At 69.8% G+C, this 23,710-nt stretch carries 20 protein-coding genes; 13 read left to right on the top strand and 7 right to left on the bottom strand.

Annotation, left to right across the window (positions count from 1 at the left end):
* Positions 1-107: 107 nt before the first annotated feature.
* The 6 genes from pqqA to F0Q34_RS09865 form a co-directional block, all read right to left on the bottom strand.
* Entirely contained in the window at positions 108-188 is an 81-nt protein-coding gene (pqqA, locus tag F0Q34_RS22625; protein ID WP_149812142.1) for a pyrroloquinoline quinone precursor peptide PqqA, read from the bottom strand.
* 133 nt (positions 189-321) lie between these two features.
* A complete protein-coding gene (locus tag F0Q34_RS09885; RefSeq protein WP_149812036.1) occupies positions 322-1,692 on the bottom strand; it encodes an NAD(P)H-dependent oxidoreductase in 1,371 nt (456 codons plus the stop codon).
* On the bottom strand, positions 1,689-3,230 hold the full coding sequence (locus F0Q34_RS09880) for a tripartite tricarboxylate transporter permease (protein ID WP_149812035.1): 1,542 nt from the start codon (positions 3,228-3,230) through the stop codon (positions 1,689-1,691). Before F0Q34_RS09880 ends, F0Q34_RS09885 begins: the two co-directional genes overlap by 4 nt.
* Before the next feature lie 12 nt (positions 3,231-3,242).
* Positions 3,243-3,725, bottom strand: a complete 483-nt coding sequence (locus tag F0Q34_RS09875; RefSeq protein ID WP_149812034.1) for a tripartite tricarboxylate transporter TctB family protein — start codon at positions 3,723-3,725, stop codon at positions 3,243-3,245.
* Positions 3,726-3,729: 4 nt separating this feature from the next.
* A complete protein-coding gene (locus F0Q34_RS09870; RefSeq protein WP_149812033.1) occupies positions 3,730-4,731 on the bottom strand; it encodes a Bug family tripartite tricarboxylate transporter substrate binding protein in 1,002 nt (333 codons plus the stop codon).
* Positions 4,732-4,800: 69 nt separating this feature from the next.
* Positions 4,801-5,829, bottom strand: coding sequence for a 4-hydroxythreonine-4-phosphate dehydrogenase PdxA (locus F0Q34_RS09865; RefSeq protein ID WP_241665419.1), 1,029 nt, complete (start codon positions 5,827-5,829; stop codon positions 4,801-4,803).
* A 128-nt stretch (positions 5,830-5,957) separates the two neighbouring features.
* Between F0Q34_RS09865 and F0Q34_RS09860 the strand changes: the two genes are divergently transcribed.
* A complete protein-coding gene (locus F0Q34_RS09860; protein ID WP_149812032.1) occupies positions 5,958-6,632 on the top strand; it encodes a GntR family transcriptional regulator in 675 nt (224 codons plus the stop codon).
* A 60-nt stretch (positions 6,633-6,692) separates the two neighbouring features.
* Here the strand turns inward: F0Q34_RS09860 and F0Q34_RS09855 are convergent, their stop codons facing one another.
* Positions 6,693-7,880: a CaiB/BaiF CoA transferase family protein gene (locus F0Q34_RS09855; RefSeq protein ID WP_149812031.1), complete on the bottom strand. Its 1,188-nt coding sequence runs from the start codon at positions 7,878-7,880 to the stop codon at positions 6,693-6,695.
* Positions 7,881-7,986: 106 nt separating this feature from the next.
* On the opposite strand from F0Q34_RS09855, the gene F0Q34_RS09850 reads away from it, so the two are divergent.
* The 12 genes from F0Q34_RS09850 to fdhF all read left to right on the top strand — a co-directional run bounded on the left by F0Q34_RS09850 (position 7,987) and on the right by fdhF (position 23,699).
* Positions 7,987-8,676: a GntR family transcriptional regulator gene (locus tag F0Q34_RS09850; protein WP_241665418.1), complete on the top strand. Its 690-nt coding sequence runs from the start codon at positions 7,987-7,989 to the stop codon at positions 8,674-8,676.
* A gap of 22 nt (positions 8,677-8,698) precedes the next feature.
* Positions 8,699-9,712 carry a Bug family tripartite tricarboxylate transporter substrate binding protein gene (locus tag F0Q34_RS09845; protein ID WP_149812029.1) on the top strand — a complete coding sequence of 338 codons (1,014 nt, stop codon included), beginning with the start codon at positions 8,699-8,701 and terminating at the stop codon, positions 9,710-9,712.
* Positions 9,713-9,714: 2 nt separating this feature from the next.
* Entirely contained in the window at positions 9,715-10,188 is a 474-nt protein-coding gene (locus F0Q34_RS09840) for a tripartite tricarboxylate transporter TctB family protein (protein WP_161600819.1), read from the top strand.
* Between the two features lie 13 nt (positions 10,189-10,201).
* On the top strand, positions 10,202-11,701 hold the full coding sequence (locus tag F0Q34_RS09835) for a tripartite tricarboxylate transporter permease (protein ID WP_149812027.1): 1,500 nt from the start codon (positions 10,202-10,204) through the stop codon (positions 11,699-11,701).
* Between the two features lie 357 nt (positions 11,702-12,058).
* Entirely contained in the window at positions 12,059-14,899 is a 2,841-nt protein-coding gene (locus F0Q34_RS09830) for a PAS domain-containing protein (protein WP_149812026.1), read from the top strand.
* 388 nt (positions 14,900-15,287) lie between these two features.
* Entirely contained in the window at positions 15,288-16,265 is a 978-nt protein-coding gene (locus F0Q34_RS09825) for an ABC transporter substrate-binding protein (protein WP_149812025.1), read from the top strand.
* 112 nt (positions 16,266-16,377) lie between these two features.
* Positions 16,378-17,130, top strand: coding sequence for an ABC transporter permease (locus F0Q34_RS09820; RefSeq protein ID WP_241665417.1), 753 nt, complete (start codon positions 16,378-16,380; stop codon positions 17,128-17,130).
* Complete coding sequence (locus F0Q34_RS09815) at positions 17,117-17,806, top strand: ABC transporter ATP-binding protein (RefSeq protein WP_149812024.1); 690 nt, start codon at positions 17,117-17,119, stop codon at positions 17,804-17,806. Before F0Q34_RS09820 ends, F0Q34_RS09815 begins: the two co-directional genes overlap by 14 nt.
* A gap of 16 nt (positions 17,807-17,822) precedes the next feature.
* On the top strand, positions 17,823-18,740 hold the full coding sequence (locus F0Q34_RS09810; RefSeq protein ID WP_149812023.1) for a LysR family transcriptional regulator: 918 nt from the start codon (positions 17,823-17,825) through the stop codon (positions 18,738-18,740).
* Positions 18,741-18,797: 57 nt separating this feature from the next.
* The gene (locus F0Q34_RS09805; protein ID WP_149812022.1) at positions 18,798-19,271 is read left to right on the top strand and encodes a formate dehydrogenase subunit gamma; all 474 of its coding nucleotides are present in this window, start codon (positions 18,798-18,800) and stop codon (positions 19,269-19,271) included.
* Positions 19,268-20,824, top strand: a complete 1,557-nt coding sequence (locus tag F0Q34_RS09800; protein WP_149812021.1) for a formate dehydrogenase beta subunit — start codon at positions 19,268-19,270, stop codon at positions 20,822-20,824. The genes F0Q34_RS09805 and F0Q34_RS09800 overlap by 4 nt, the downstream gene beginning before the upstream one ends.
* A 13-nt stretch (positions 20,825-20,837) precedes the next feature.
* Entirely contained in the window at positions 20,838-23,699 is a 2,862-nt protein-coding gene (gene fdhF, locus F0Q34_RS09795) for a formate dehydrogenase subunit alpha (RefSeq protein WP_149812020.1), read from the top strand.
* Positions 23,700-23,710 lie beyond the last annotated feature (11 nt).

Here is a 23,710-nt window from a genome sequence, read left to right as displayed (position 1 = left end):
GCTGGCCGCCTGTTGTCAAAAAGCCCCGCGGCCGGATCGCGGCGCGGGGCCTTGTGATCGCCGGATGCAGGGGGAAGCGGCAAGCCGGTTCCCGCCTGCGGCAATGTTCAGCCGAGTTCGGCGCAGGCGTAGGAGTTGATCTCGAGAGCCAGCGAAACCTCGGTCACGCGGGGCTTTTTCCAGGCCATGGGGTGTCCTCCCAGATGTTGCAGCTTTGGAACTTTGGTCCCGGCGGGCGCCGTTTTCAAGGGCTTTCCAGCGGCGGCGCCGGCATGGAATCGCGGCCGGCCAGGGGCCCGCGCCCCCGCCCGGTCATGCTTGTCAGGGCACCGCCACCCGGATCTCGCGGCGCAGGCGCTCCAGGTCGGAGCCATCCAGCTCAAGATCCGCCTCGCGCAGGATGCTGCCCTTCCGCACATCGTGCCGCAGCCTCTTATGCGCCGCAAGGTAGAAGGGGGCGAGCCCTTCCGCCTCCCGCGCCGGCAGCAGCAGCGCCGTGGCATCGGTCATGACATGGTGGTGGCCGCCCATCTCCAGGAACTCGCCGGCACGGAAGTCGCGGTCGGCCCGCGCCACCATCACCGCCTCCACCTGCTGCCAGTCGCTGCCGGAGGCGCGGCCATGGCCGCAGGCGGACAGCAGCGACAGCGGCGTTTCCAGCCCCATCAGATGGTAGGGCAGGAAGACGCAGGCATAGCGCCCGTTGCGCGACACCACATGCCCCTTTTCCCGCAGCAATTCCCAGGTGGCGCGGTCAGTGCAGCGCAGGATGACGAAGACGCCGCCGCCGAAGCTGACTTCCTCCGGGCGGCGCAGCACGTTGAACACGTCCACCACCCCGGTGCGGTCCAGGATGCCGCCCTCGTCGCGGGGAATGAAGATGTCGGCCAGTTCGGTGATGCGGCAGACGGGATAGCTCAGCTCGTCGCGCGAGGGCTGCAGGCCGGTGGAATTGGCCACCACGTTCATCTCGCAATAATCCGGGGTGGCCCGCTGCGGCAGCGCCGCGAGGGCCGCGGAGCGGCGGGACAGCGTGCCGGCCACGTCGTCGCCCAGATGCCACAGTGATGCGAGATCCGGCGCCTGGCAGCGCTGGTCGGTCCAGGCGACCTGTCCATCGGCATGGTCGAACACGAAGTCGTATTCGCTGGACTTCCCGGCGGCGACGACCTCGAAGCCGAGCAGCCGCGCCCAGGTGACCAGCCCGATCAGGTTGGCCGGCTGGTCGCCATCGGCGGTGGTGTAGACAACGCCGTTCTGCTTCGCCAGTTCGTTGAGGTGCGGCCCAACCACGGAATCCGCTTCCTTGGTGACCATCGCCACATGCACGCCGCGCCGGATGGCGCGCTCGGCGATGCGCGCGGCGATCTCGGGCTGGCCCGTGGCTTCCACCACGATGTCCATCGGCACCTCGTCGAGCAGCGCATGGTCGCGCAGCAGGACGGGGCGGCCGGGGGCGGCGACGTCGCGCACCGCCGCCGCGTCCTCGCACAGCCTGGCCGGGGCGTAGCCGAGATCGGCCAGCAGCGCCTCGACGCCATCCGTGTCGAGGTCGCAGAGCGCCGCGACCTCAAGCTGGGGCACGTTGCGCAGCGCCGCCAGCAGCGTGCGGCTGAAGCCGCCCTTCGCGCCGGCGATGCCGACGCGGAAGCGCTTGTCCCGCAGGTCGCGGAACAGGATCTCGTGGTTCATGCGCGCGTCTCCTCATGGCCGGCATCGGGGCTGATCGCCACCTCGGCGGCGTTGCGCCGGCCCAACAACAGGGCCAGGAACGGCCAAAGCAGGAACAGGATGGCCAGGGTGACCAGGGTGCCCGACAGCCAGTTGGACCACAGGATGCCGACCGATCCGCCGGAGGACAGCATGGATTGCCGGAACGCATCCTCCGCCTTGTCGCCGATCACCATGGCCAGGATCAGCGGCGCCATCGGATAGTCGAGCTTCTTCATCATGTAGCCGATCGCGCCGAAGGCCACCGCCAGCCACAGGTCGAAGGGCGCGCCCGCCACGGTGTAGGCGCCCACCATGCAGACGGTCACGATGATCGGCCCGATGATCGAGAACGACACCGACAGCATCGCGGCAAAGAGCGGCACGGTGGCCAGCACCAGCACCACGCCGATGACGTTGCCGAGATACATGGAGGCGATCATGCCCCAGACGAAGTCGCGCTGCTCGATGAACAGCATCGGCCCCGGGTTCAGCCCCCAGATCATCAGCCCGCCCAGCATCACCGCCGCGGTGGCGGAGCCGGGAATACCGAGGGAAAGCATCGGCAGCATCGCCGCCGTGCCGGCGGAATGGTCGGCGGTTTCCGGCGCGATCACCCCTTCCGGTTCGCCCTTGCCGAAATTCTCCCGGTTGCGGGAGGTGCGGCGTGCGATGCCGTAAGACATGAAGGAAGCGGCGGTCGGCCCGCCCGGCGTGATGCCCATCCAGACGCCGACGGCGCTGCCGCGCAGCATGGCGAACCAGTAGCGCGGCATCCGCGCCGCGGCACGCAGCATGGCGCGCGGATCGATGCGGCCGGAGGCGCCCTTGAATTCGGGGCCTTCCTCGATGGTCAGCAGCAGCTCGCCCAGGCCGAACAGCCCGATCACCACCACCAGGAAGGAGATGCCACGGATCAATTCATCCAGGCCGAAGGTCAGCCGCATGGAGCCGGACACGGTGTCGGTGCCGACCATGCCGAAGCCGAAGCCGAGGCAGAGCGCCACGATGGTCTTGACCGGCGCGCCGCCGCCAAAGGCGACAAAGGAAGCGAAGGCCAGGGCGTAGACGGCGAAATATTCCGGCGGCCCGAAGCGCAGCGCGAAGGAGGCGACGGCGGAGGACAGCAGGGTAATGACGATGATGCCGACCAGCGCGCCGAAGCCGGCGGACAGGAAGGCGAAGGTCAGCGCCTCCGTGGCGCGGCCCTGGCGCGCCATGGGGTAGCCGTCGAAGGTGGTGGCGACGGAGGAAGGCTCGCCCGGGATGTTGAACAGGATCGAGGTGGTGGAGCCGCCGAACAGCGCTCCCCAGTACAGGCTGGTCAGCAGGATGATGGCCGAGACCGGGTCCATGCTGAAGGTCAGCGGCAGCATCAGCGTGACGCCGTTCGGCGCCCCCAGGCCCGGCAGCACCCCCACCAGGATGCCGAGCAGAACACCGCCCACCATCAGCATGATGTGGTAGCCGGTCAGCGCCACGGTGAAGCCGTGCATCAGCGCGTCGAGATTGGCGAGCATGCGGCGTGCTCCTCAGCCCAGGCCAAGCATGATTTCGAGGGGGCCTTTCAGCAGGGGCACCTGGAACCACAGCTCGAACACCAGGAAGGTGACAATGGTGACGCCAAGCGCGACGCCGAGGGCGGTGTGCCAGGGCCGCCGGCCCTGCCAGCGGATCACCGCCAGCAGGTACAGCGCCATGGCGACATAAAGGCCGAGCCATTGCGCCACGATCACCAGGCCGATGATCGGCAGGCCGAAGCCGAGGACGCGCCTCAGCCCCTCAGGCTTGGCCACCACGACACGGCGCAGCGCGGCGCGGTTGGCGAAGGCCTGCACCCCCACCAGCGCCGCCGCCGCGATCATGATCAACGCCACGCGGAAGGGGAAATAGCCGGCCTGCGGCCCGTCCGCGCCCCATCCGAAATCCAGCCCCGAGGAGCCGATCAGCCCGACGGCGCCGATCAGCAGCACCAGCGCCGCGAAGCCCAGCTCCAGATGGAAGCGCGTCAGCATGGCCTTACTTCACCAGCCAGCCGGCCTCGGCGAAGATCGCCCGCGTTTCGGCCTCTTCCTTCTTGATGACCTGGCGCATCTCGTCGCCGGACACGAAGCGGCCATTCTGGTTGGTACGGGCGACGTAGTCCTTCCATTCCGGCGTTTCGCTGGCGCGGCGGAACACGTCGGCCCAGTAGGCCTGGGCGGCTGCGGGCACGCCGGGCGGCAGGAAGATCGTGCGCGGCATGTTGAACTCCTCGACCGGGATGCCCTGGCTGGCGCAGGTCGGGACGTCGGACCACCCCTGCGTCTCGGTCACCTTGGGGCCGGGCGGGAAGGGCTCCTTGCGGAACACGCAGACCGGCTTCACCTGTCCGCCGCGCCAGCCGCCGATGCTTTCGGACGGGTTGTTGGTGTTGGCTTCCACATGCCCGCCCGCCAGCTGCACGCCCACCTGGCCGCCGCCCTGGTAGGGGATGTATTTCAGCTGGATCTTGGCCGCCTTCTCGATCAGCACGGTCAGCGTCTGGTCGGTGTCATGCGTCTGGCTGCCGCCCATGCGCAGCGTGCCCGGCTTTTCCCGCGCGGCGGCGACGAATTCGGCGGCGGTCTTGTAGGGGCCGTCCGCCTTGGTCCACAGCATGAACTCGTCAAAGGCCATGATGGCGACGGGGGTGAAGTTGTCGGTGGTCCAGCTGGTCTTGGCCACCATGGGCAGGGTCCAGGCATTGTTGGTGCCGAAGATCACCTTGTGCGGGTCGCCCTTGGCGCCGGTGCCGTAGACGAAGCCCTCGACGCCGGAGCCGCCGCCCTTGTTGGTGACAACCACCGAGGTCGGCACCAGGTCATGCTTGTTGATCGCCGCCTGCACGGCGCGGGCGAACACGTCGGTCCCGCCGCCGGCGCCCGAGGTGACGACGAATTCGATCGGGCGGGTCGGCTTCCAGCTCTGCTGCGCGGCGGCGGGCAGGGTGGAGAGCAGCACGGCGCCCAGCGCCAGGGCGGCCTTCGGCAACAGCGTCATCGGACTTTGATCTCCCTATGGATCGTTGATTGGCGCGGGCCGCGTTCCGGGTCTCCGCGCGGAGGCACGTCAGGCCGGCGCGGCGCCGTGGCCGCGGCTCGCCATGCGCGCGGCCAGCAGCATGGCGTTGCGCATGGCGCCCGGATGGGCCTTGCCCTGGCCGGCGATGTCATAGGCCGTGCCATGCGCGGCGGTGCAGATCGGGAAGGGAAAGCCGCCCATCAGCGTCACCCCCGCCTCGAAGCCGATCAGCTTCATCGCGATCTGCCCCTGGTCGTGATACATGGTCAGCACCGCGTCGAAATCGCCGCGCCGGGCGCGCACAAACACCGTGTCCGAAGGGAAGGGGCCGTCGCAGCCGATCTGCTGCGCCTTGGCCGCTTCCACGGCGGGGGTAATGACGTCGATCTCCTCGCGGCCGAAATTGCCGCCTTCCCCGGCATGCGGGTTCAGCGCCGCGACCGCGATGCGCGGGTGCTCGATGCCGGAAGCGCGCAGCGCGTCCCGCGTCAGCTTCAGGTTGTCGAGGATGGTGTCCCGGGTGAGCAGGGAGGACACGTCCTTCAGCGGCACATGCGAGGTGACGCGGGCGTTCCACAGCCCTTCGAGGACGTTGAATTCCTTGGCCACGCCGTGGAAGCCGATGGCCTCGGCCGTGAAGCCGATCTCGTCCTCGTAGCCCGGCGTCACCAGGCGCATCGCCGCCTTGTTGAAGGGGGTGAAGCAGACCGCATCCACCTCTCCGGCCACGGCCATGGCGAGGGCGCGGCGGAAATTCTCGGTGGCGAAGCGGCCGCCGGCCTCGGACACCTCGCCCAGCTTCACCGTGGCGGGATCGCAATGGCCGAGGTCGATCAGCAACGGGCGGCCGGGCTGCGCCGGCAGCGGCGCCCCTCCGGCCACCATGTCGATGTCGAGATCGACGCCCGCGACCTTCGCGCCCTCGGCCAGCACCCGCGCATCGCCGATCACGAAGATGGCGGCGGCCGCGCGCACCGCGTCATCCGCCAGCATCCGTGCCGTCAACTCCGGCGAGATCCCGGCGGCATCCCCCATGGCGAGGGCGAGGCGCGGCCTCAATCCTGAAGCGTCCAGCATGCCCATCCGACGTTTCCTGTCCCGGTTCTTTCCGTGCAGCTTCATACTGCATACAGTATGGCGTCCTAGACAAGCCGGTCCCGGGCCGTCAAGACGGGCCCGCCGCATCAGAAGAACGAGAACCCAGCGTGCCGCCGCAATCCGCCGCCGCCGGCGATCCCGGCCCCATCATCCGCCAGTCCCTGCCCGCCGAGGTGGCGACCCGGCTGCGCGACCTGATCACGCAAGGCCACATCGCCCCCGGCACGCGGTTGAACGAAGTGGTGTTGTGCGCCCAGCTCGGCGTGTCCCGCACGCCGCTGCGCGAGGCGATCCGTCGCCTGGCCGGGGAAGGGCTGGTGGAACTGGTGCCGGCCCGCGGCGGCGTGGTGCGCCGCCTCACGCTGAAGGATGCGGCCGACAGCCTGGCGGTGCTGAAGGCGCTGGAAACCCTGGCCGGGCGGCTGGCCTGCGCCGCCGCGGACGAGGCCGGCATCGCCCAGGTGCAGGCATTGCACGCCGCCATGATGGATCGCTACGCGGCGCGGGACCGTCTGGCCTATTTCAAGCTGAACCAGGCGGTCCACACCGCCATCGTGGCGCTGTCCGGCAATGAAACGCTGGCCTGGGCGCATGAGGCGATCCAGGCGCGCATGAAGCATCTCCGCTTCATCGGCAATGCCGGCGAGCAGAAATGGGCCGACGCGGTGGCCGAGCATGAGGAGATGGTGCGGGCCCTGGCCGCGCGCGACGGGGACGCCCTGGCCGCCGTTCTGGCCGCGCATCTCGACCGCACGCTGGAGCGGGTCGCGCCGGTGCTGTAGCCGGCGCGGCCTCCGGAACGATCCGGGCGGCGGGGCAATTGGCCCCGCCGCCCGCTTTTGTCAGATCACCTGCTGTTCGCGCAGCGTGGCGATCTCCGCCGCGGAAAGGCCAAGCTCGCCCAGAATGGCGTCGGTGTGCTCGCCCAGCGCCGGGGGATGGCTGTGGATGGCGCTGGGGGTGCGGCTCAGCGTCATGGGCTGCGCCACATAGCCGACCGGGGCGTTGCTGCCGCCATTGAGATAGGTGGCGATGCCGAGATGCTGCACCTGCGGGTCCTCGAACACCTGGTCGATGGTGTTGATCGGGCCGCAGGGGACGCCGGCGGCGTTCAGCCGTTCCACCCAGTTGGCGCTGGTGTCGGTGCGCGTCACATCGGCGATGGCGGCGTTCAGCGCGTCCCGGTTCTGGCTGCGCGCGGCGCTGGTGGAGTAGCGCGGGTCCTCCAGCCATTCGCGGCGGTCCAGCACCTCGCAGAAGCGCTGCCAGATGCGCTTGCCGGTGGCGGCGATGTTCATGTGCCCGTCGGCGGTGGGGAACACGCCGGTCGGGATGGAGGTCGGGTGGTTGTTGCCGGCCTGCTGCGGCACGTCGCCAGCCTGCAGCCAGCGCGCGGCCTGGAAGTCCAGCATGAAGACCTGGGCCTGCAGCAGCGAGGTCTGCACCCACTGGCCGCGGCCGGAGGTTTCCCGCTCCAGCAGGGCCACCATGACGCCCTGGGCGGCGAAGATGCCGGCGCACAGATCGGCGATGGGGATGCCGACGCGGACCGGGCCCTGGCCGGGCAGGCCGGTGATGCTCATCAGCCCGCCCATGCCCTGGGCGATCTGGTCGAAGCCCGGGCGGGTGGCATAGGGGCCGTCCTGCCCGAAGCCGGAAATGGAGGCGTAGACCAGCCGCGGATTGATGGCCGACAGCGCCTCATAGCCGATTCCCAGGCGCTCCTTCACGTCGGGGCGGAAATTCTCCACCACCACATCCGCCTGCTCCACCAGGCGCTTGAGCAGGGCGACGCCGGCCGGCTGCTTCAGGTTCAGGGTCATGCCGCGCTTGTTGCGGTGCAGGTTCTGGAAATCCGGCCCCTGGCGCGGCCCGCCCATCGGGTCGCCGCCATCCAGGCCCTCGGGCATCTCGATCTTGATGACCTTGGCGCCCCAATCCGCCAATTGCCGCACGCAGGTGGGGCCGGCGCGGACGCGCGTCAGGTCGAGCACGGTGTAGCGGGAAAGGGCGGTGGAAGGCTGTGACATGGTTTTCCTCCGGTGCTGGCGTCAGGATAGGCCGGGTTCTTGTCGACTGTCGACAGTTTGCATCATTCAGTTGACACAAAACCGGTGCCCCGTGCAGGCTCCCGGAATGTCAGCCCCGCTCGTCACGCCACTGGAAATCGTTCGCACCCGCTCCCTGGCTTCGCTGGTTGCGCAGGAGATCGAGCAGCTGATCCTGTCGGGCCAGATCGAGCCGGGGGAGCGGCTGAACGAGCAGGCGCTGGCGGCGCGGCTCGGCGTCAGCCGCGGCCCGGTGCGGGAGGCGGTGCGTGGGCTGGAGCGCTCCGGCCTGGTGGTGGCGGTGGTGAACCAGGGTTCCTACGTCCGCAAGATCAGCGTCGAGGAAGCCCTGCAGGTCTTCGACATCCGCGTGGCGCTGACCGGCCATGCCGCCGCGAGCGTGGCGGCAAGGGCCACGCCCGAGCTGCTGATGCCGCTGGAGCGCATCATGCAGGACCTGAAAGCCGCCGAGCAGGCGGATGACGCCGCCGCCTATTACGCGCTGAACCTGGAATTCCACGCGGCGCTGTTCGAGGCCGCCGCCAATCCGCGCGCCGCGCAGCTTTATGGCGCCCTGGGCAAGGAACTGCACCTGTTCCGCCGCCGCGCCCTGCTGCAGCCGGAGAACATGCGCCAATCCAATGTCGAGCACGCCGCCATCCTGCAGGCGCTGCGCGATGGGGACAGCGCCGCCGCCCGCACCGCGGGCGAGCGGCACATCATTGGTGGCCGCACGCGCTTCGCGGCCAGCCACCCAGCTGACCACACAAGGCCGTAGCAAATGGCCATGGGAGGAAACAATGCAAGAAGGAAGTCTGGTTCACCGCCTGGTTGAGGGGGGGAGCCTGCGCCCCGGGCGCCGCGCGGTGCTGCTGGGTGCGGCCGGGCTGGGCATGCTGGCGGCGCCGTCCATCCTGCGCGCGCAGGCGGCGTTCGGCTCCCGCCCGATCGAGATCGTGACGCATGCCGGCGTCGGCGGCGGCACCGACATCACCGCCCGCATGACGGCGGTGGATGCGGCGGCCGCCCTCGGCACCGAGCTGATCGTGGTCAACAAGACCGGCGGCAGTGGCGCGGCGGCGCTGGCCTATGCGGCGCAGCGGCCGAAGGATGGCCACACCGTTCTGCTGCTGACGCAGACCCACCTGATCACGATGCTGCGCAGCCGCACCGCGGCGCAGATCGAGGATCTGGTCGCCGTGGCCCGCGCCACCGAGGACCCGCAGGTCGTCATGGTGCGCGCCGACAGCCCGCTCGCCAATATCGACGAGTTCCTGTCGGCCGGCAAAAGCAAGGGGCTGCGCTTCGGCATCACCCATGTGGGCAGCGTCGACCATGTGGCGACGGCGGGCTTCGCCAAGGCCGCCGGCATCCGCCCGCCCACCGCCGTGCCGTTCCGCGGCGGCGGCGACATCGTGGTCAACCTGGTTGGCGGCAACATCGATGTCGGGCTGCTGAACTTCGCCGAGGGCGAGGCGCAGATCCGCGCCGGCGAGGTGCGGCCGCTGATGGTGCTGTCGCGCGAGCGCATGTCCTCCCTGCCCGATGCGCCAACGGCGCGCGAGCTGAAGATCGACTTCGTCGCCGCCACGACGCGCGGCTACGCGGTGATGAAGGGCACGCCCGAGGACCGCATCGCCCGGCTTGAGGAAGGGATGCTCAAGGGTCTGCGTGGGCCGACCTTCACCAACTACCTGAAGACCTCGGGCCAGGCGCCGGACAGCGTCGCGGGCCGGGCGGAATGGCAGGCCCAGCTGGAAAGCTTCTCCCGTGAAAGCCAGCAGGCTTTGGCGGAGCTGGGCGTGACGCGATGAGCATGGCAACGCCACGCCGCCTTGGGCGCGACCGCTGGGCCGCGCTCTGCCTCGCCGCCTTCGCCATGACGGCTTTTGGCCTCACCTTCACCTTTGACAGCATGCCGGCCTCCCTCATGGAAGGACTGGGCGCGGCTGAATTCCCGCGCCTGGTGTGCCTGATCATCCTGGCGCTGTCGGTGTTCCTGTTCTTCGCCAGCCCCCCCTCCGAGGAGGAGGTGCTGCCGGAGGTGCATTCCTGCACCTGGTGGACGCTGGCGGCCTGCCTTGGATTCTTTCCGCTGCTGGGGCTGATCGGCATGCTGCCGGCGCTGTTCCTGTTTCCCGTGATCGTCGGGCGCCTGTGGGGCGAACGGCGGATCATGGTGCTGCTGGCCAGTTCCACGCTGGTGACGGTGACGATCTGGCTGCTGTTCGTGCGCGTCTTCCGTTTCACCCTGCCGGGCGGCCTGCTCGGCGACCTGTTGTTCGGCTGAGGGAAAACGGCGCATGGAAGCCTTTCTCGGCGGCATGGCGAGCCTGGGCGATCCCTTTGTCGTGTTCATGATCCTTGCCGGCACGCTGATCGGCATCACCGTGGGCGCGCTGCCCGGCATCAGCGGCAGCACCACCATCGCGCTGATGCTGCCGCTCACCCTCGGGCTGGATCCCGTGGTGTCGCTGGCCTTCCTGGGCTCGATCTATTGCGCGGCCAATTTCGGCGGCTCGATCACCGCGATCCTGGTGAACGCGCCCGGCGACCCGTCGGCCTCGGCCACCGCGCTGGAAGGCTACAAGATGGCCGAGCGCGGGGAAGCGGGCATGGCGCTCGGCATGTCCGCCGTGGCCAGCGCCATTGGCGGCATCTTCAGCGTGGTGGTGATGATCATCGCGGCACCCCTGCTGTCGCGTGCCGCCTATAATTTCGGCCCGCCGGAATACCTGGCGCTGGCGCTGTTCGGCCTGTCCATGTGCGCCGCGGTGGGCAGCGACAATCCGCTGAAGAACCTGATCGCCGCCGCCCTTGGCGTGCTGCTGGCGACGGTCGGCATCGACCTGACCACGGGGGTCGAGCGCTACACCTTCGGCTTCTACGACCTGACCGACGGCGTGTCCTTCGTCGCGGCCCTGATCGGGCTGTTCGCCGTGGGCGAGATGCTGGACCAGGCCACCCAGCAGATGGGCAAGCCGACCCTGCTGAAGATGGACGCGGTGCGGGTGCCCGGCCGTGCCGAGTTCCGCAAATGCAACCGCAGCATCTGGCTGGGCAGCGTGATCGGCACCCTGGTCGGCGTCCTGCCGGCGCTGGGCGCCACCGCGGCGGCGCTGATCGGCTACAACGAGACGCGGCGCTGGTCGAAGCACAAGCACGAATTCGGCCATGGCTCGATCGAGGGCGTGGCGGGACCGGAAGCGGCGAACAACGCCGCGGTCGGCGGCTGCATGGTGCCGACCCTGGCGCTCGGCATTCCCGGCAGTGCCACCACGGCGATCATCCTGGCGGGGCTGATCGTGCAGGGCGTCCGGCCGGGGCCGCACTTGTTCACCGAGCAGCCGACGCTGCTTTACGCCGTGTTCGCCTCCATGCTGGCGGCCAATATCCTGTATCTCGTGATCGGCCTCGGCGCCGCCAAGCTGTTCGCGCGGATCAGCCTGATCCCGGCCTCGCTGCTGTGGCCAGCGGTGTTCGTGTTGTCCGTGATCGGGGCCTATGGCGCCAACCAGTCCATGGGCGATGTGTGGCTGATGATGGGCTTCGGCATCCTGGGCTTCCTGTTCCGCCGCATCGGCTTCTCGCCGGCGCCGCTGATCATGGGCCTGGTGCTGGGGGCCATGGTCGAGGAAAGCCTGAAGCAGTCGCTGCTGATCTTCGGCGATGGCGTGGTCGCGGGCTTCGCCGGGCGTCCGATCGCGCTGGTGCTGTTTGCCATCACCGCGGTGGGCCTGCTGGCGCCGCCGGCCTACCGCCTCCTGTCCCGCATGCGGCAGCCGCAGGCGCGGGAGGTCTGAGCACGAGCCGGGGCGGCCCGATGGGCGCGCCCCGGATCATGCCCCCGGCCAGGGGGCCGAACCATGGGAGCGAAGGGGTAGGGCGCGCGCCGATCCGGGGCGTGGGGCAGCCGGCAAGTAGGGCCGGTGCCCCGCTCCAACCATTCCCTTCCCCTCCGGCACCCGGAAGGGCGTTTCGCCAAAGCGCGGCGGGGCCTGTGTCTTTTCCTGTGTGGGCGCGTTTGTCAGTGCTAGATGCTGACCATGTTGCCCCGCACCCCCGCGACCACCCATCCGGAGCCCGGCCGCCGCCGGCTTCCGCGCCTTTCCCGCTGATCCATGCCGCAGAAAGGATGGCTTCCGGCCGGGGGTGGCCAGATGGGCGCGGCGATCCGGACGCATGACTGGACGGCCACGCCAATGGGCGATCCGGCCGGCTGGCCGGTAGCGCTGCGCAACTCGCTCAGCCTGATGCTGAACTCGCCCGAAAGCATGTACCTGCTCTGGGGCCCCGAACTGGCCTTTTTCTTCAACGACGCCTACCGCCCCATCCTGGGGCCGCGGCTCGGCCACGCACTGGGCCGCCCCGTTCGGCAGCTTTGGGGCGATGTGTGGGAAGCCGTGCGGCCTTTCGCGGAAAAGGCGCTGGCCGGCGGCACCAGCCGCTTCGAGGACATGAAGATCGTCATGGAGCGCCATGGCGTGCCGGAGGAAACCTGGTGGTCCTTTTCCTTCTCCCCCCTGCATGACGATGCCGGGGCGGTGGCAGGGGTGCTGTGCTTCACCACCGAAACCACGGCGCGGGTGATCGCGGCGCGGGAACTGGCCTCAGCCAATGCCCTGCTGGCCGATCAGGTGCGCGAGCGCACCGCCGAGCGCGAGCGCTTCGCCCAGCTTTTCGAGCAGGCCCCGACCTTCATGGCGCTGCTGTCCGGGCCGCAGCATCGCATCGAGCTGGCCAATCCCGGCTTCCACCAGCTGATCGGGCACCGCCCGGTCCTGGGCCGCAGCGTGGCCGAGGCCCTGCCGGACGTGGTGGCGCAGGGCTACCTCACCCTGCTGGACGAGGTGTACCGCACCGGCCGCACCTATACCGCCCGCGGCGCCCGCTACGCCGTGCAGGCCGTGCCAGACGGGGAGCTTCAGGAACGCTACCTGGATTTCGTTTACCAGCCGATCCGCGATGCGGCGGGCCAGGTGGCGGGGATCTTCCTGGAAGGGGTGGATGTCACCGAGCGGACCTGGCAGACCGCCGCCCTGGAAGCCAGCGAAAGGCGGTTGCGCGCCCTGGTTGAGGCTTCCTCGGACGCCATCTATGTCATGAACGCCGACTGGTCCGTGCTGCAACGGCTCAGCGGCAAGCAGTTCCTGCCCGATGACGACAACGAGGCCTGCTGGCAGGAGGCGTATCTGCATCCGGAGGATCGCCCGGCTCTGCTGGCGGCGATCGGGGAGGCCATCCGCACCCGCTCGCCGCTGGAGGTGGAGCACCGGGTGCGCACCGCCGATGGCGGCGTCGGCTGGGTGCAGTCCCGCGCCGTGCCGGTGCTGGACGAGGCCGGCACGATCCGGGAATGGTTCGGCGCCGCCTCCGATGTCACGGCGCGCCGGCAGGCGGCGGAGGAGCTGGCTCGGCTGAACGAAAGCCTGGAACGCCAGGTCGCGGAGCGGACCCAGGCCCTGAAGGATTCGCTAGACTTCGCCCGGCTGGCCATGGGCGCGGTGAACGGCATCGGCGCCTGGACCTATGATCTTGTTTCCGACCGCATCTATTGCGACGAGGCGGTGTCTGACCTGTATGGCATCGACCCGGTCCAGGGTTCCGCCGGCGTGATGCGGGAGGTGTTCCTGTCGCATGTGCATCCCGACGACCTGCCGAGGCTGCGCGCGGTCCTGAAGAACGGCCGGGAGGCGAGCGGGGATCTGGAGCTGGAATACCGCATCCGCCACCCGGATGGCTCGGTGCGCTGGGTGCTGTCACGCGGCCACACCTATTTTGACATGCAAGGACGACCGCATCGCCGCCTGGGCGTCGCCGTCGAGACCACGTGCCAGCGCCAGCTGGAGGAACAGTTGCGCCAATCCCAGAAGATGGAGGCGGTGGGCCAGCTGACCGGTGGGCTGGCGCATGATTTCAACAACCTGCTGACCGGCATCACGGGCAGCCTGGAAATGCTGCGCACCCGCTTGGCGCAGGGCCGCCACGCCGAGGTCGGCCGCTACGTCAAGGCGGCCGAAGGGGCCTCCAGGCGGGCCGCGGCGCTGATCCACCGGCTGCTGGCCTTTTCCCGCCGGCAGACGCTGGATCCCCGCCCGACCGACATGAACCGGCTGATCGCGGGAATGGAGGAGCTGATCCAGCGCACCGTGGGGCCGGCCATCACCTTGCGGACGATCGCGGCGCCCGATCTCTGGCCTGTGCTGGCGGACCCGAACCAGCTGGAGAACGCGCTGCTGAACCTGTGCATCAATGCGCGCGACGCCATGCCGGATGGCGGGCGCCTCAGCATCGAGACAGGCCATCGCTGGCTGGACGAGGCGGCGGCGCAGGATCTGGAGCTGTCGCCGGGCTGGTATGTTTCCCTTTGCGTCGCCGACACGGGCGGCGGCATGACGGAGGACGTGATCGCCAAGGCCTTCGATCCCTTCTTCACCACCAAGCCGATGGGGGAGGGCACCGGCCTCGGCCTGTCCATGGTTTATGGCTTTGTGCGGCAATCGGGGGGGCAGGTGCGGATCGCGTCCGAGCCGGGCGGCGGTGCCACCGTCTGCTTCTACCTGCCGCGCCATCTGGGACAGGCCGACATGGCGGATCAGCCGGCCGGAACCATGGCGCCGCGCACGGGCTCGGGCGAGACGGTGCTGGTGGTGGATGACGAGCCCACCATCCGCATGCTCATCACCGAGATCCTGGAGGAGCTGGGCTATGCGGCGATCGAGGCGGCGGATGGCGCATCGGGGCTGCAGGTGCTGCGCTCCGCCGCGCGGATCGATCTGCTGGTCACCGATGTTGGCCTGCCCGGCGGCATGAATGGGCGGCAGATGGCCGATGCCGCGCGCCGGGCGCGCCCCGGGCTGAAGGTGCTGTTCATCACCGGCTATGCCGAGAACGCGGTGCTGGGAGAGGGCAGCCTGGCGCCCGGCATGCATGTGATGACCAAGCCCTTCTCGATGGATGTGCTGGCGGTCCGCATCCGGGAACTGATCGCCGGAGACTGAGCGCGGGGCAGGGCCGGCCGCCGGGCCGCCCCCCCCGCATGGCCCTGCATCCGGCGGCGGACGGCCATGCCGGTGCCATTGCGCCGCGCCATCAACGGCGCCAGGATCATGGGCGGAAACGGGCGCCCCGGCTCCGGCCGCACCGGGCCCCGGAATGGCCGTTGCCGGGAACGCCATCAGGGAGAATGGTTCATGCGCCGCATGGCTTTGTTGCCGGTGGCCGGGCCCGCCACGCCGCCGTCCAGGCGAAGCCGGCCTGCTCCTGGACGGATCGCCTTCCGGTCCGGAGGCGGCCATCCTCGCCAGGGTGGAACAGGGCGGATGGGTGCCGGCTTGTCGCGGAACCCGGTGACCCTCCGTGCCATTCATGCCGTCAAGGCTTCCTGACATGCGGGCTTCCCGCCGCCAGGCCCTGCTGGCCCTGTTGCCGGCGCCCTTCCTGATCTGCCGGGCCCAGGCTTCCCCGCCGGTGCTGCGCATCGGCACGCTGCGCTTCGGCACGGTGTCCTGGGAGCTGGACACCATCGCCCGGCACAAGCTGGCGGATGCCGAGGGGGTGCGGATCGAGGTGGTGGAATTCGCCTCGGCCGAGGCGACCCGCGTGGCGTTGCTGGCCGGCACGGTGGACATGATGGTCGGCGACTGGCTGTTCGTGTCGCGCCAGCGGGCCGAAGGGATGCCGCTGGCTTTTCTGCCCTTTTCCACCTCCATCGCCGCGCTGATGCTGGGGCCCGGCTCGCCGGTGGCGACGCTGGGGGAATTGCGCGGCAGGCGCATCGGCGTGTCGGGAGGGCCGCTGGACAAGGCCTGGCTGCTTTTGTTGTCGCATGGGCGCCGCCAGGGCATCGACCTCGCCGCCGAGGCGCAGCCGGTGTTCGGCGCGCCGCCCCTTCTGGGCGAGACGCTGCGCCGGGGCGGGCTGGACGCGGCCTTGCTGTACTGGAACTTCGCCGCCCGCGCCGAGGCGGAAGGCATGCGCGAATTCCTCGCCATGGAAGCGGTGGAGATGGCGCTCGGCGCCAGCGCGCCGGTTGCCATGATCGGCGCCGTCTTCAGCACGCAATGGGCGGAGGCCCATCCGGCGGCATTGGCCGGCTATCGCCGCGCCAGCGCCGCCGCCAAGACGATCCTGGCGGAATCCGATGCCGAGTGGGACGCGCTGCGGCCCCTGATGCGCGCCGAATCCGAGGCCGTGTTCCTGCGCCTGCGGGACCGCTTCCGCGCCGGCATCCCACGCCGCCCGGTGGCCGAGGAGGAGGCGGACGCGGCGCGGCTTTACGCCGTGTTGGCAAGGGAGGGCGGCGCCCGGCTGCTGGGCCCGGCCCCGGCCCTGGTGCCCGGCACCTTCTGGCGGGGCTTGGCGTGACGCTCCGCCGGCCGGGCGGACGCCTGGTTCCCCCCATCGCTTCAGGCGATCCGGCATGGTGTGGCGGCTTCCGGGCCGCTGCGGATCGGCGGCGCCCCCTGGCCCGCGTCCCATGAGCCGCGGCGCGATGTATGGCTGGCTGTCTTCCGCCCTGCTGCTGGCGCTCTGGTGGGGCCTGGCGGCGATGCTGCAGGACCGCGCCCTGCCGGCGCCCCCCGCCGTGCTGGCGGCGCTGCGGTCCGAGCTGGCCGCGGGCGCCCTGTTGCCGGCGCTGGCCGCCACATTGGGGCGCGTCGTCGCCGCCTTTCTTCTGGCGATGATCCTGGGCAGCGCGCTCGGCTATGCGATGGGCCGCTGGCGCGCCGCCGGCGCGGTGGCCGATCCCTGGGTGACGCTGCTGCTCAACATCCCGGCCCTGGTGGTGATCCTGCTGGCCTATATCTGGTTCGGGCAGACCGAGGCGGCGGCGATCGGCGCGGTGGCTCTGGCCAAGCTGCCCAATGTGGTGGTGGTGGTGCGCGAAGGCGCCCGTGCCCTCGATCCGGCGCTGGACGAGGTTGCGCGGCTGTACCGCTTCGGCCCGCTGATGCGGCTGCGGGAGGTGGTGCTGCCGCAGCTGGCGCCCTTTCTGGCGGCGGCGGCGCGGTCCGGCCTCGCCATTGTCTGGAAGGTGGTGCTGGTGGTGGAATTGCTGGGCCGCCCTTCCGGCGTCGGCTTCGAGCTGCATCTGCGCTTCCAGCTGTTCGACGTGGCGGGGCTGCTGGCCTATTCGCTGGCCTTTGCCGGGGTGATGCTGCTGGTGGAGGCCGTGGCGCTGCGGCCCGCCGAGAAGCGGGCAAGGGCCTGGCGCCATGCCGCCGCTTGAGCTGCGCATCCGCCGCAAGGCGCAGCCCCGCGCCGAAGGGCCGCCGCTTGAAGTGCTGCGCGATGTCGCGCTGGACTTCCCCACCGGCTCGGTGACGGCGGTGCTGGGCCCCTCGGGCTGCGGCAAGACCACCTTGCTGCGTATCCTGACCGGGCTCGACACCGCCTTCGAGGGCAGCGTGCATCACCGCCCGCGCCGCATCGGCATGGTGTTCCAGGAACCGCGCCTGCTGCCCTGGCGCAGCCTGGCCGACAATCTCCGCATGGTCGCCGCCGCCGCCGGCCTGCCGCCGCCACGCCCGGAAGCGCTGCTGGAACGGGTGGGGCTGGAGGGGTGGGCGACGCGCCTGCCGGGGGAATTGTCGCTGGGCATGGCGCGCCGCGCGGCGCTGGCGCGGGCCCTGGCCGTGCAGCCCGAGCTGCTGGTGCTGGACGAGCCCTTCGCATCCCTGGATTCCGAAAGCGCCGGCCGGATCCGCGCGCTGCTGGCGGAGTTGCTGGCGGAAGGCCGCACCACCACCGTGCTGGTGACGCATGCGCTGGAGGATGCGGCGGAGCTCGCCGGCCGCGTGGCAGTGCTGACGGCGCGGCCCGGAACGCTGTCGGCGTTGCTTGACGTGCCGCCCGCGGCGCGGCGGGAGCCGGCGGTGCTGCGCGCCGCCCTGGTGCAGGCATGAGGAGTGGCCGGCCGGCATGATCGACCGCCTGGAATTGCTGCTCGCCCTGGCGCGGGAGCAACATTTCGGCCGCGCCGCCGAAGCCTGCGGCGTGTCCCAGCAGACCCTGTCCGCCGCGCTGAAGCAGCTGGAGGAACGGATGGGCGTCCTGCTGGTGCGGCGCGGCTCCCGCTTCCAGGGCTTCACGCCGGAAGGCGAATGCGTTCTCGACTGGGCCCGCCGCATCGTCGGTGACGCCCGCGCCATGCAGCAGGAACTGCGCGGCTTCCGCGAAGGGCTGAGCGGCCATCTGCGCCTGGCCACGGTGCCCACCGCCCTGCCGCGGATCGGCACGCTGACCGGGCCGTTCATGGCGCGGCACCCGGCGGTGCGCTTCACCATCCATTCCGCCACCTCGGCCGAGATCCTGCTCCGCCTGCGCGACCTCGAGATCGATGCCGGCATCACCTATCTCGACAATGAGCCGCTGGGCCGGGTGGCCACCCTGCCATTGTATGACGAGCATTACTGCCTGCTGGTGGCGCCAGACGGCGCCCTGGCCGGGCGCGCCTCGGTCAGCTGGGCAGAGGCGGCGGCGCTGCCGCTGTGCCTGCTGACGCCCGACATGCAGAACCGGCGCATCATCGACCAGCATCTCGGCGCCGGCCGCCGGCCGCCGGCGGTGGAATCCAACTCCGTTCTGCTGCTGCTGCAACAGGTCCGCGCCGGGATCTGCGCCAGCATCATGCCCTCGGCCTTCGCCGATGCGGCGGGCCCTGGTTCCGTGCGCTGCATCCCGATCACGGAGCCCGCCGTGACGCACCGCATCGGCCTCGTGGTGCCGCAGCGCGACCCGATGTTGCCCAGCGTCGCGGCGCTGCTGCGGCTGGCCCAGGGACTGGCGGCCGAAGGCGCGTTCAACAAGGAATTTTTGTCAACTCACCCAAGCACTTGATTGATCCTGCCCCAGGGCGGTGCTTCGCTGCCGGAAAATGGCGGGAGGATGCCCATCATGCGGGCTGGGCAGGCGTGGGACAGCCACCGCGCCGAAGCTGTTATTCATGCGTTCCGCGAACTCGACGGCGCCATGTTGCCAATCCTGCACGCATTGCAGGCGGAGTTCGGCCATGTGCCCGATGCGGCGGTGCCGCTGGTGGCCGAGGCGCTGAACCTGTCCCGCGCCGAGGTGCATGGCTGCCTCACCTTTTATCATGATTTCCGTCGCCAGCCGCCGGGGCGGCATGTGGTGAAGCTTTGCCGCGCCGAGGCCTGCCAGGCGGTGGGCGCCGAGGCCCTGCATGCACGGCTGCGCCACCATTGGGGCGTGGACTGGCACGAAACCTCCGCCGATGGGCGCGTGACGCTGGAGCCGGTGTTCTGCCTCGGCCTCTGCGCCAATGGCCCGGCCGCGCTGGTGGATGACCGCCCGCTGGCGCGGGTGGACGAGCAGGCGCTGGAAGCCATGCTGGAAGGGACGGGGTCATGATCCGCCTTTACGTGCCGCGTGACAGCGTGGCCGAGGGGCTTGGTGCCGCCGCCGTGGCGCAGGCGCTCGAGGAAGGCGCGGCGCGGCGCGGCCAGGTGGTGCGGATCATCCGCACCGGCTCGCGCGGCATGTTGTGGCTGGAGCCGCTGGTGGAGGTGGAAACCCCCGAAGGGCGTATCGGCTACGGCCCGGTGCGGCCGGCCGATGTGGAGGGGCTGCTGGCCGCTGGCCTGCTGGATGGCGCCGCGCATCCGCTGCGGCTCGGCCCGCCGGAAGCCTTGCCCTGGATGGCGCGGCAAACGCGGCTGAGTTTCGCCCGCTGCGGCCTGATCGATCCGCTTTCGCTGGAGGATTACCGCGCGGCCGGCGGGCTGGCCGGGCTGGAGGCGGCGATCGCCGCCGGCCCCGAGGCCACGGTGGATGCGGTGAAGCTGTCCGGCCTGCGCGGCCGCGGTGGCGCCGGCTTCCCGGCCGGCATCAAGTGGAACACCGTTCGCCTGGCGGAGGCCGACCGCAAATACGTCGTCTGCAATGCCGATGAAGGGGATAGCGGCACCTTCGCCGACCGCATGCTGATGGAGGGCGATCCTTTCACGTTGATCGAGGGCATGGTGATCGCCGGCCTCGCCACCGGCGCCACCAAGGGCTTCATTTATCTGCGGTCCGAATATCCGCTGGCCGCCGGCATATTGGGCCAGGCGATCGGCATCGGCCGCGACGCCATGGTGCTGGGCCCCTCCGTGCTGGGCAGCGGGCAGGCCTTCGAGCTGGAACTGCGGATCGGCGCTGGCGCCTATATCTGCGGCGAGGAAACCTCGCTGCTGGAAAGCCTGGAAGGCAAGCGCGGCGTAGTCCGCGCCAAGCCGCCGCTGCCGGCGATCCAGGGCCTGTTCGGTCGCCCCACCCTGGTCAACAACGTGCTGACCTTCGCCGCCGTGCCCTGGATCATGGCGCGGGGCGGCGAGGCCTATGCGGCGTTGGGCATGGGCCGCTCCCTCGGCACGCTGCCGGTGCAGCTGGCCGGCAATGTGCGGCATGGCGGATTGCTCGAACTGCCCTTCGGCATCACCTTGCGCGAACTGGTGGAGGATCTGGGCGGCGGCACCCGCAGCGGACGCCCGGTGCGCGCGGTTCAGGTGGGCGGCCCGCTGGGCGCCTATTTTCCGGCCTCCATGCTGGACCTGCCGGTGGATTACGAGGCGCTGGCCGCCGCCAAGGGGCTGCTCGGCCATGGCGGCATCGTGGTGTTCGACGATGGCGTGGACATGGCGCGGCAGGCGCGTTTCGCCTTCGAGTTCTGCGCCGCCGAAAGCTGCGGCAAATGCACGCCCTGCCGCATCGGCGCCGTGCGCGGCATGGAAACCGTGGACAAGGTGATCGCCGGGCACCATCCGCAACAGGACCTCGCGCTGGTGCATGACCTTTGCGAGGTGATGACGGATGGCTCGCTTTGCGCGCTGGGCGGGCTGACGCCGCTGCCGGTGCTCAGCGCCATCCACCATTTCCCCGAGGATTTCACACCCCGTGCCCAGCAGCCGGTGGCCGCCGAATGAAAGGAGCCGGGACATGCCCCTGATCAAGGAAACCGATTACGGCACGCCGCTCCGCCACAACCCTGACCAGGTCACGCTGACCATCGACGGGCAGCCCGTCACCGTGCCCGCCGGCACCTCGGTGATGGCGGCGGCCATGCTGATGGGCACCAAGATCCCCAAGCTGTGCGCGACCGACATGCTGGAGCCCTTCGGCTCCTGCCGGCTTTGCCTGGTGGAGATCGAGGGGCGGCGCGGCACCGCCGCTTCCTGCACCACGTCCGCCGAGGCGGGAATGGTGGTGCACACCAGCAGCCAGCGCCTGTCCCGCCTGCGGCGCGGCGTGATGGAGCTGTATATCTCCGACCATCCGCTGGATTGCCTGACCTGTTCGGCCAATGGCGATTGCGAGTTGCAGGACATGGCGGGCGCAGTAGGGCTGCGGGATGTGCGCTACGGCATGGATGGCGCCAACCATGTGCATCCGGAATCCCCCCTGACGCTGCCGCAGGACACATCCAACCCGTATTTCACCTACGACCCGTCGAAATGCATCGTCTGCAACCGCTGCGTCCGCGCCTGCGAGGACATCCAGGGCACCTTCGCGCTGACCATCGAAGGACGCGGCTTCGACAGCCGCGTCTCGGCGGGGGGGGCGGATTTCTTCGGCTCGGAATGCGTGTCCTGCGGCGCCTGCGTGCAGGCCTGCCCCACCGCGACCCTGACCGAGAACAGCATCATCGAGCTGGGCCAGCCCGAGCACAGCGTTGTCACCACCTGCGCCTATTGCGGCGTCGGCTGTTCCTTCAAGGCGGAGATGCAAGGTTCCACCGTGGTGCGGATGGTGCCCTACAAGGGCGGGCACGCCAATGAAGGGCATTCCTGCGTCAAGGGCCGCTTCGCCTGGGGCTACGCCACGCATCGGGACCGCATCCGCAAGCCGATGATCCGCGCCCGCATCACCGATCCCTGGCGCGAGGTGAGCTGGGAAGAGGCGATCGGCCACGCCGCCGCCGAGTTCCGCCGCATCCAGGCCGATTACGGCCGGGACGCCGTGGGAGGCATCACCTCCTCGCGCTGCACCAATGAGGAAACCTATCTGGTCCAGAAGCTGGTGCGCGCCGCCTTCGGCAACAATAACGTCGATACCTGCGCCCGCGTCTGCCATTCCCCCACCGGCTATGGCCTGAAGGCGACCCTCGGCACCTCTGCCGGGACGCAGGATTTCCGCTCGGTCGAGCATGCCGATGTGGTGCTGGTGATCGGCGCCAACCCGACGGACGGGCACCCTGTCTTCGCCTCCCGCCTGAAGAAGCGGCTGCGGCAGGGGGCGCGGCTGATCGTCGCCGATCCGCGGCGGATCGACCTCGTGCAGGCGCCGCATGTGCGCGCCGAGCACCACCTGCAATTGCGGCCCGGCACCAATGTCGCCCTGATCAACGCCCTGGCGCATGTGGTGGTCACGGAAGGGCTGGTGAATGAGAGCTATGTCCGCGAGCGGTGCGAGCTGGAGGATTTCGCGAACTGGGCCCGCTTCATCGCCCAGGAGCGCAACTCGCCCGAGGCGGTGGAGGAGCTGACCGGCGTGCCGGCGGCGGAGATGCGGGCGGCGGCGCGGCTTTACGCCATGGGCGGCCGGGCCGCGATCTATTACGGCCTCGGCGTCACCGAGCACAGCCAGGGCTCCACCATGGTGATGGGCATGGCGAACCTGGCCATGGCCACCGGCAATATCGGCCGGGAGGGAACCGGGGTGAACCCGCTGCGCGGGCAGAACAACGTGCAGGGCTCCTGCGACATGGGTTCCTTCCCGCATGAACTGCCCGGCTACCGCCATGTCGCCGACGATGCCACGCGCCACAGCTTCGAGGCGCTGTGGGGCGTGACCCTGCGCGGCGCGCCAGGCTTGCGCATCCCCAACATGCTGGACGAGGCGGTGGGCGGCCACTTCAAGGGCCTCTACATCCAGGGCGAGGACATCGCGCAATCCGATCCCGACACGCAGCACGTCACCGCCGGGCTGGCGGCCATGGAATGCGTCGTGGTGCAGGACATCTTCCTGAACGAAACGGCGAAATACGCGCATGTGCTGCTGCCCGGCTCCTCCTTCCTGGAGAAGGACGGCACCTTCACCAATGCCGAGCGGCGCATCAGCCGCGTGCGCAAGGTGATGCCGCCGCTGGGCGGCATGGCGGATTGGGAGGTGACGATCGCGCTGTCGCGCGCGCTTGGCTACGAGATGAACTACAGCCACCCATCCGAGATCATGGACGAGATCGCGCAGCTGACGCCCAGTTTCGCCGGCGTCAGCTACGCCAAGCTGGAGGAGGCGGGCTCCCTGCAATGGCCCTGCAACGAGGCGGCCCCGCTCGGCACGCCGATGATGCATGTGGACCGCTTCGTGCGCGGCAAGGGCAAGTTCATGCTCACCGAATTCGTGCCGACGGAGGAACGCACCGGCCCGCGCTTCCCGCTGATCCTGACCACCGGCCGCATCCTGTCCCAGTACAATGTCGGCGCGCAAACGCGGCGGACCGCCAACAGCCGCTGGCACGAGGAGGATGTGCTGGAGATCCATCCCTTCGACGCCGAAACCCGCGGCATCGCCGAGGGCGACCTTGTTTCGGTGGAAAGCCGCTCGGGCGACATCGCTCTGCGCGCCACGATCACGGAGCGGGTGCAACCGGGCGTCGTCTACACCACCTTCCACCACGCCAAGACCGGCGCCAACGTCATCACCACCGACCATTCGGACTGGGCCACCAACTGCCCCGAATACAAGGTGACGGCGGTGCAGGTGCGGCGCACCAACCGCCCGTCGGACTGGCAGGCGCGCTTCTTCCTGGAGGACACGGCGCTGACGCGCATCGAAAGGTCGGCCGATGCGGCGGAATGAGGCCGGGGCCG

The sequence above is a fragment of the Teichococcus oryzae genome (assembly GCF_008386565.1).
GTDB lineage: Bacteria > Pseudomonadota > Alphaproteobacteria > Acetobacterales > Acetobacteraceae > Pseudoroseomonas > Pseudoroseomonas oryzae.
This window is presented reverse-complemented; position numbering and strand designations above follow the sequence as displayed.

Bases quoted from the DNA above. Each gene is read 5' to 3' on its own strand.
- pqqA (WP_149812142.1), bottom strand. From the start codon at position 188: ATGGCCTGGAAAAAGCCCCGCGTGACCGAGGTTTCGCTGGCTCTCGAG.
- F0Q34_RS09885 (WP_149812036.1), bottom strand. From the start codon at position 1,692: ATGAACCACGAGATCCTGTTCCGCGACCTGCGGGACAAGCGCTTCCGC.
- F0Q34_RS09880 (WP_149812035.1), bottom strand. From the start codon at position 3,230: ATGCTCGCCAATCTCGACGCGCTGATGCACGGCTTCACCGTGGCGCTG.
- F0Q34_RS09875 (WP_149812034.1), bottom strand. From the start codon at position 3,725: ATGCTGACGCGCTTCCATCTGGAGCTGGGCTTCGCGGCGCTGGTGCTG.
- F0Q34_RS09870 (WP_149812033.1), bottom strand. From the start codon at position 4,731: ATGACGCTGTTGCCGAAGGCCGCCCTGGCGCTGGGCGCCGTGCTGCTC.
- F0Q34_RS09865 (WP_241665419.1), bottom strand. From the start codon at position 5,829: ATGCTGGACGCTTCAGGATTGAGGCCGCGCCTCGCCCTCGCCATGGGG.
- F0Q34_RS09855 (WP_149812031.1), bottom strand. From the start codon at position 7,880: ATGTCACAGCCTTCCACCGCCCTTTCCCGCTACACCGTGCTCGACCTG.
- F0Q34_RS09850 (WP_241665418.1), top strand. From the start codon at position 7,987: ATGTCAGCCCCGCTCGTCACGCCACTGGAAATCGTTCGCACCCGCTCC.
- F0Q34_RS09845 (WP_149812029.1), top strand. From the start codon at position 8,699: ATGCAAGAAGGAAGTCTGGTTCACCGCCTGGTTGAGGGGGGGAGCCTG.
- F0Q34_RS09840 (WP_161600819.1), top strand. From the start codon at position 9,715: ATGGCAACGCCACGCCGCCTTGGGCGCGACCGCTGGGCCGCGCTCTGC.
- F0Q34_RS09835 (WP_149812027.1), top strand. From the start codon at position 10,202: ATGGAAGCCTTTCTCGGCGGCATGGCGAGCCTGGGCGATCCCTTTGTC.
- F0Q34_RS09830 (WP_149812026.1), top strand. From the start codon at position 12,059: ATGGGCGCGGCGATCCGGACGCATGACTGGACGGCCACGCCAATGGGC.
- F0Q34_RS09825 (WP_149812025.1), top strand. From the start codon at position 15,288: ATGCGGGCTTCCCGCCGCCAGGCCCTGCTGGCCCTGTTGCCGGCGCCC.
- F0Q34_RS09820 (WP_241665417.1), top strand. From the start codon at position 16,378: ATGAGCCGCGGCGCGATGTATGGCTGGCTGTCTTCCGCCCTGCTGCTG.
- F0Q34_RS09815 (WP_149812024.1), top strand. From the start codon at position 17,117: ATGCCGCCGCTTGAGCTGCGCATCCGCCGCAAGGCGCAGCCCCGCGCC.
- F0Q34_RS09810 (WP_149812023.1), top strand. From the start codon at position 17,823: ATGATCGACCGCCTGGAATTGCTGCTCGCCCTGGCGCGGGAGCAACAT.
- F0Q34_RS09805 (WP_149812022.1), top strand. From the start codon at position 18,798: ATGCGGGCTGGGCAGGCGTGGGACAGCCACCGCGCCGAAGCTGTTATT.
- F0Q34_RS09800 (WP_149812021.1), top strand. From the start codon at position 19,268: ATGATCCGCCTTTACGTGCCGCGTGACAGCGTGGCCGAGGGGCTTGGT.
- fdhF (WP_149812020.1), top strand. From the start codon at position 20,838: ATGCCCCTGATCAAGGAAACCGATTACGGCACGCCGCTCCGCCACAAC.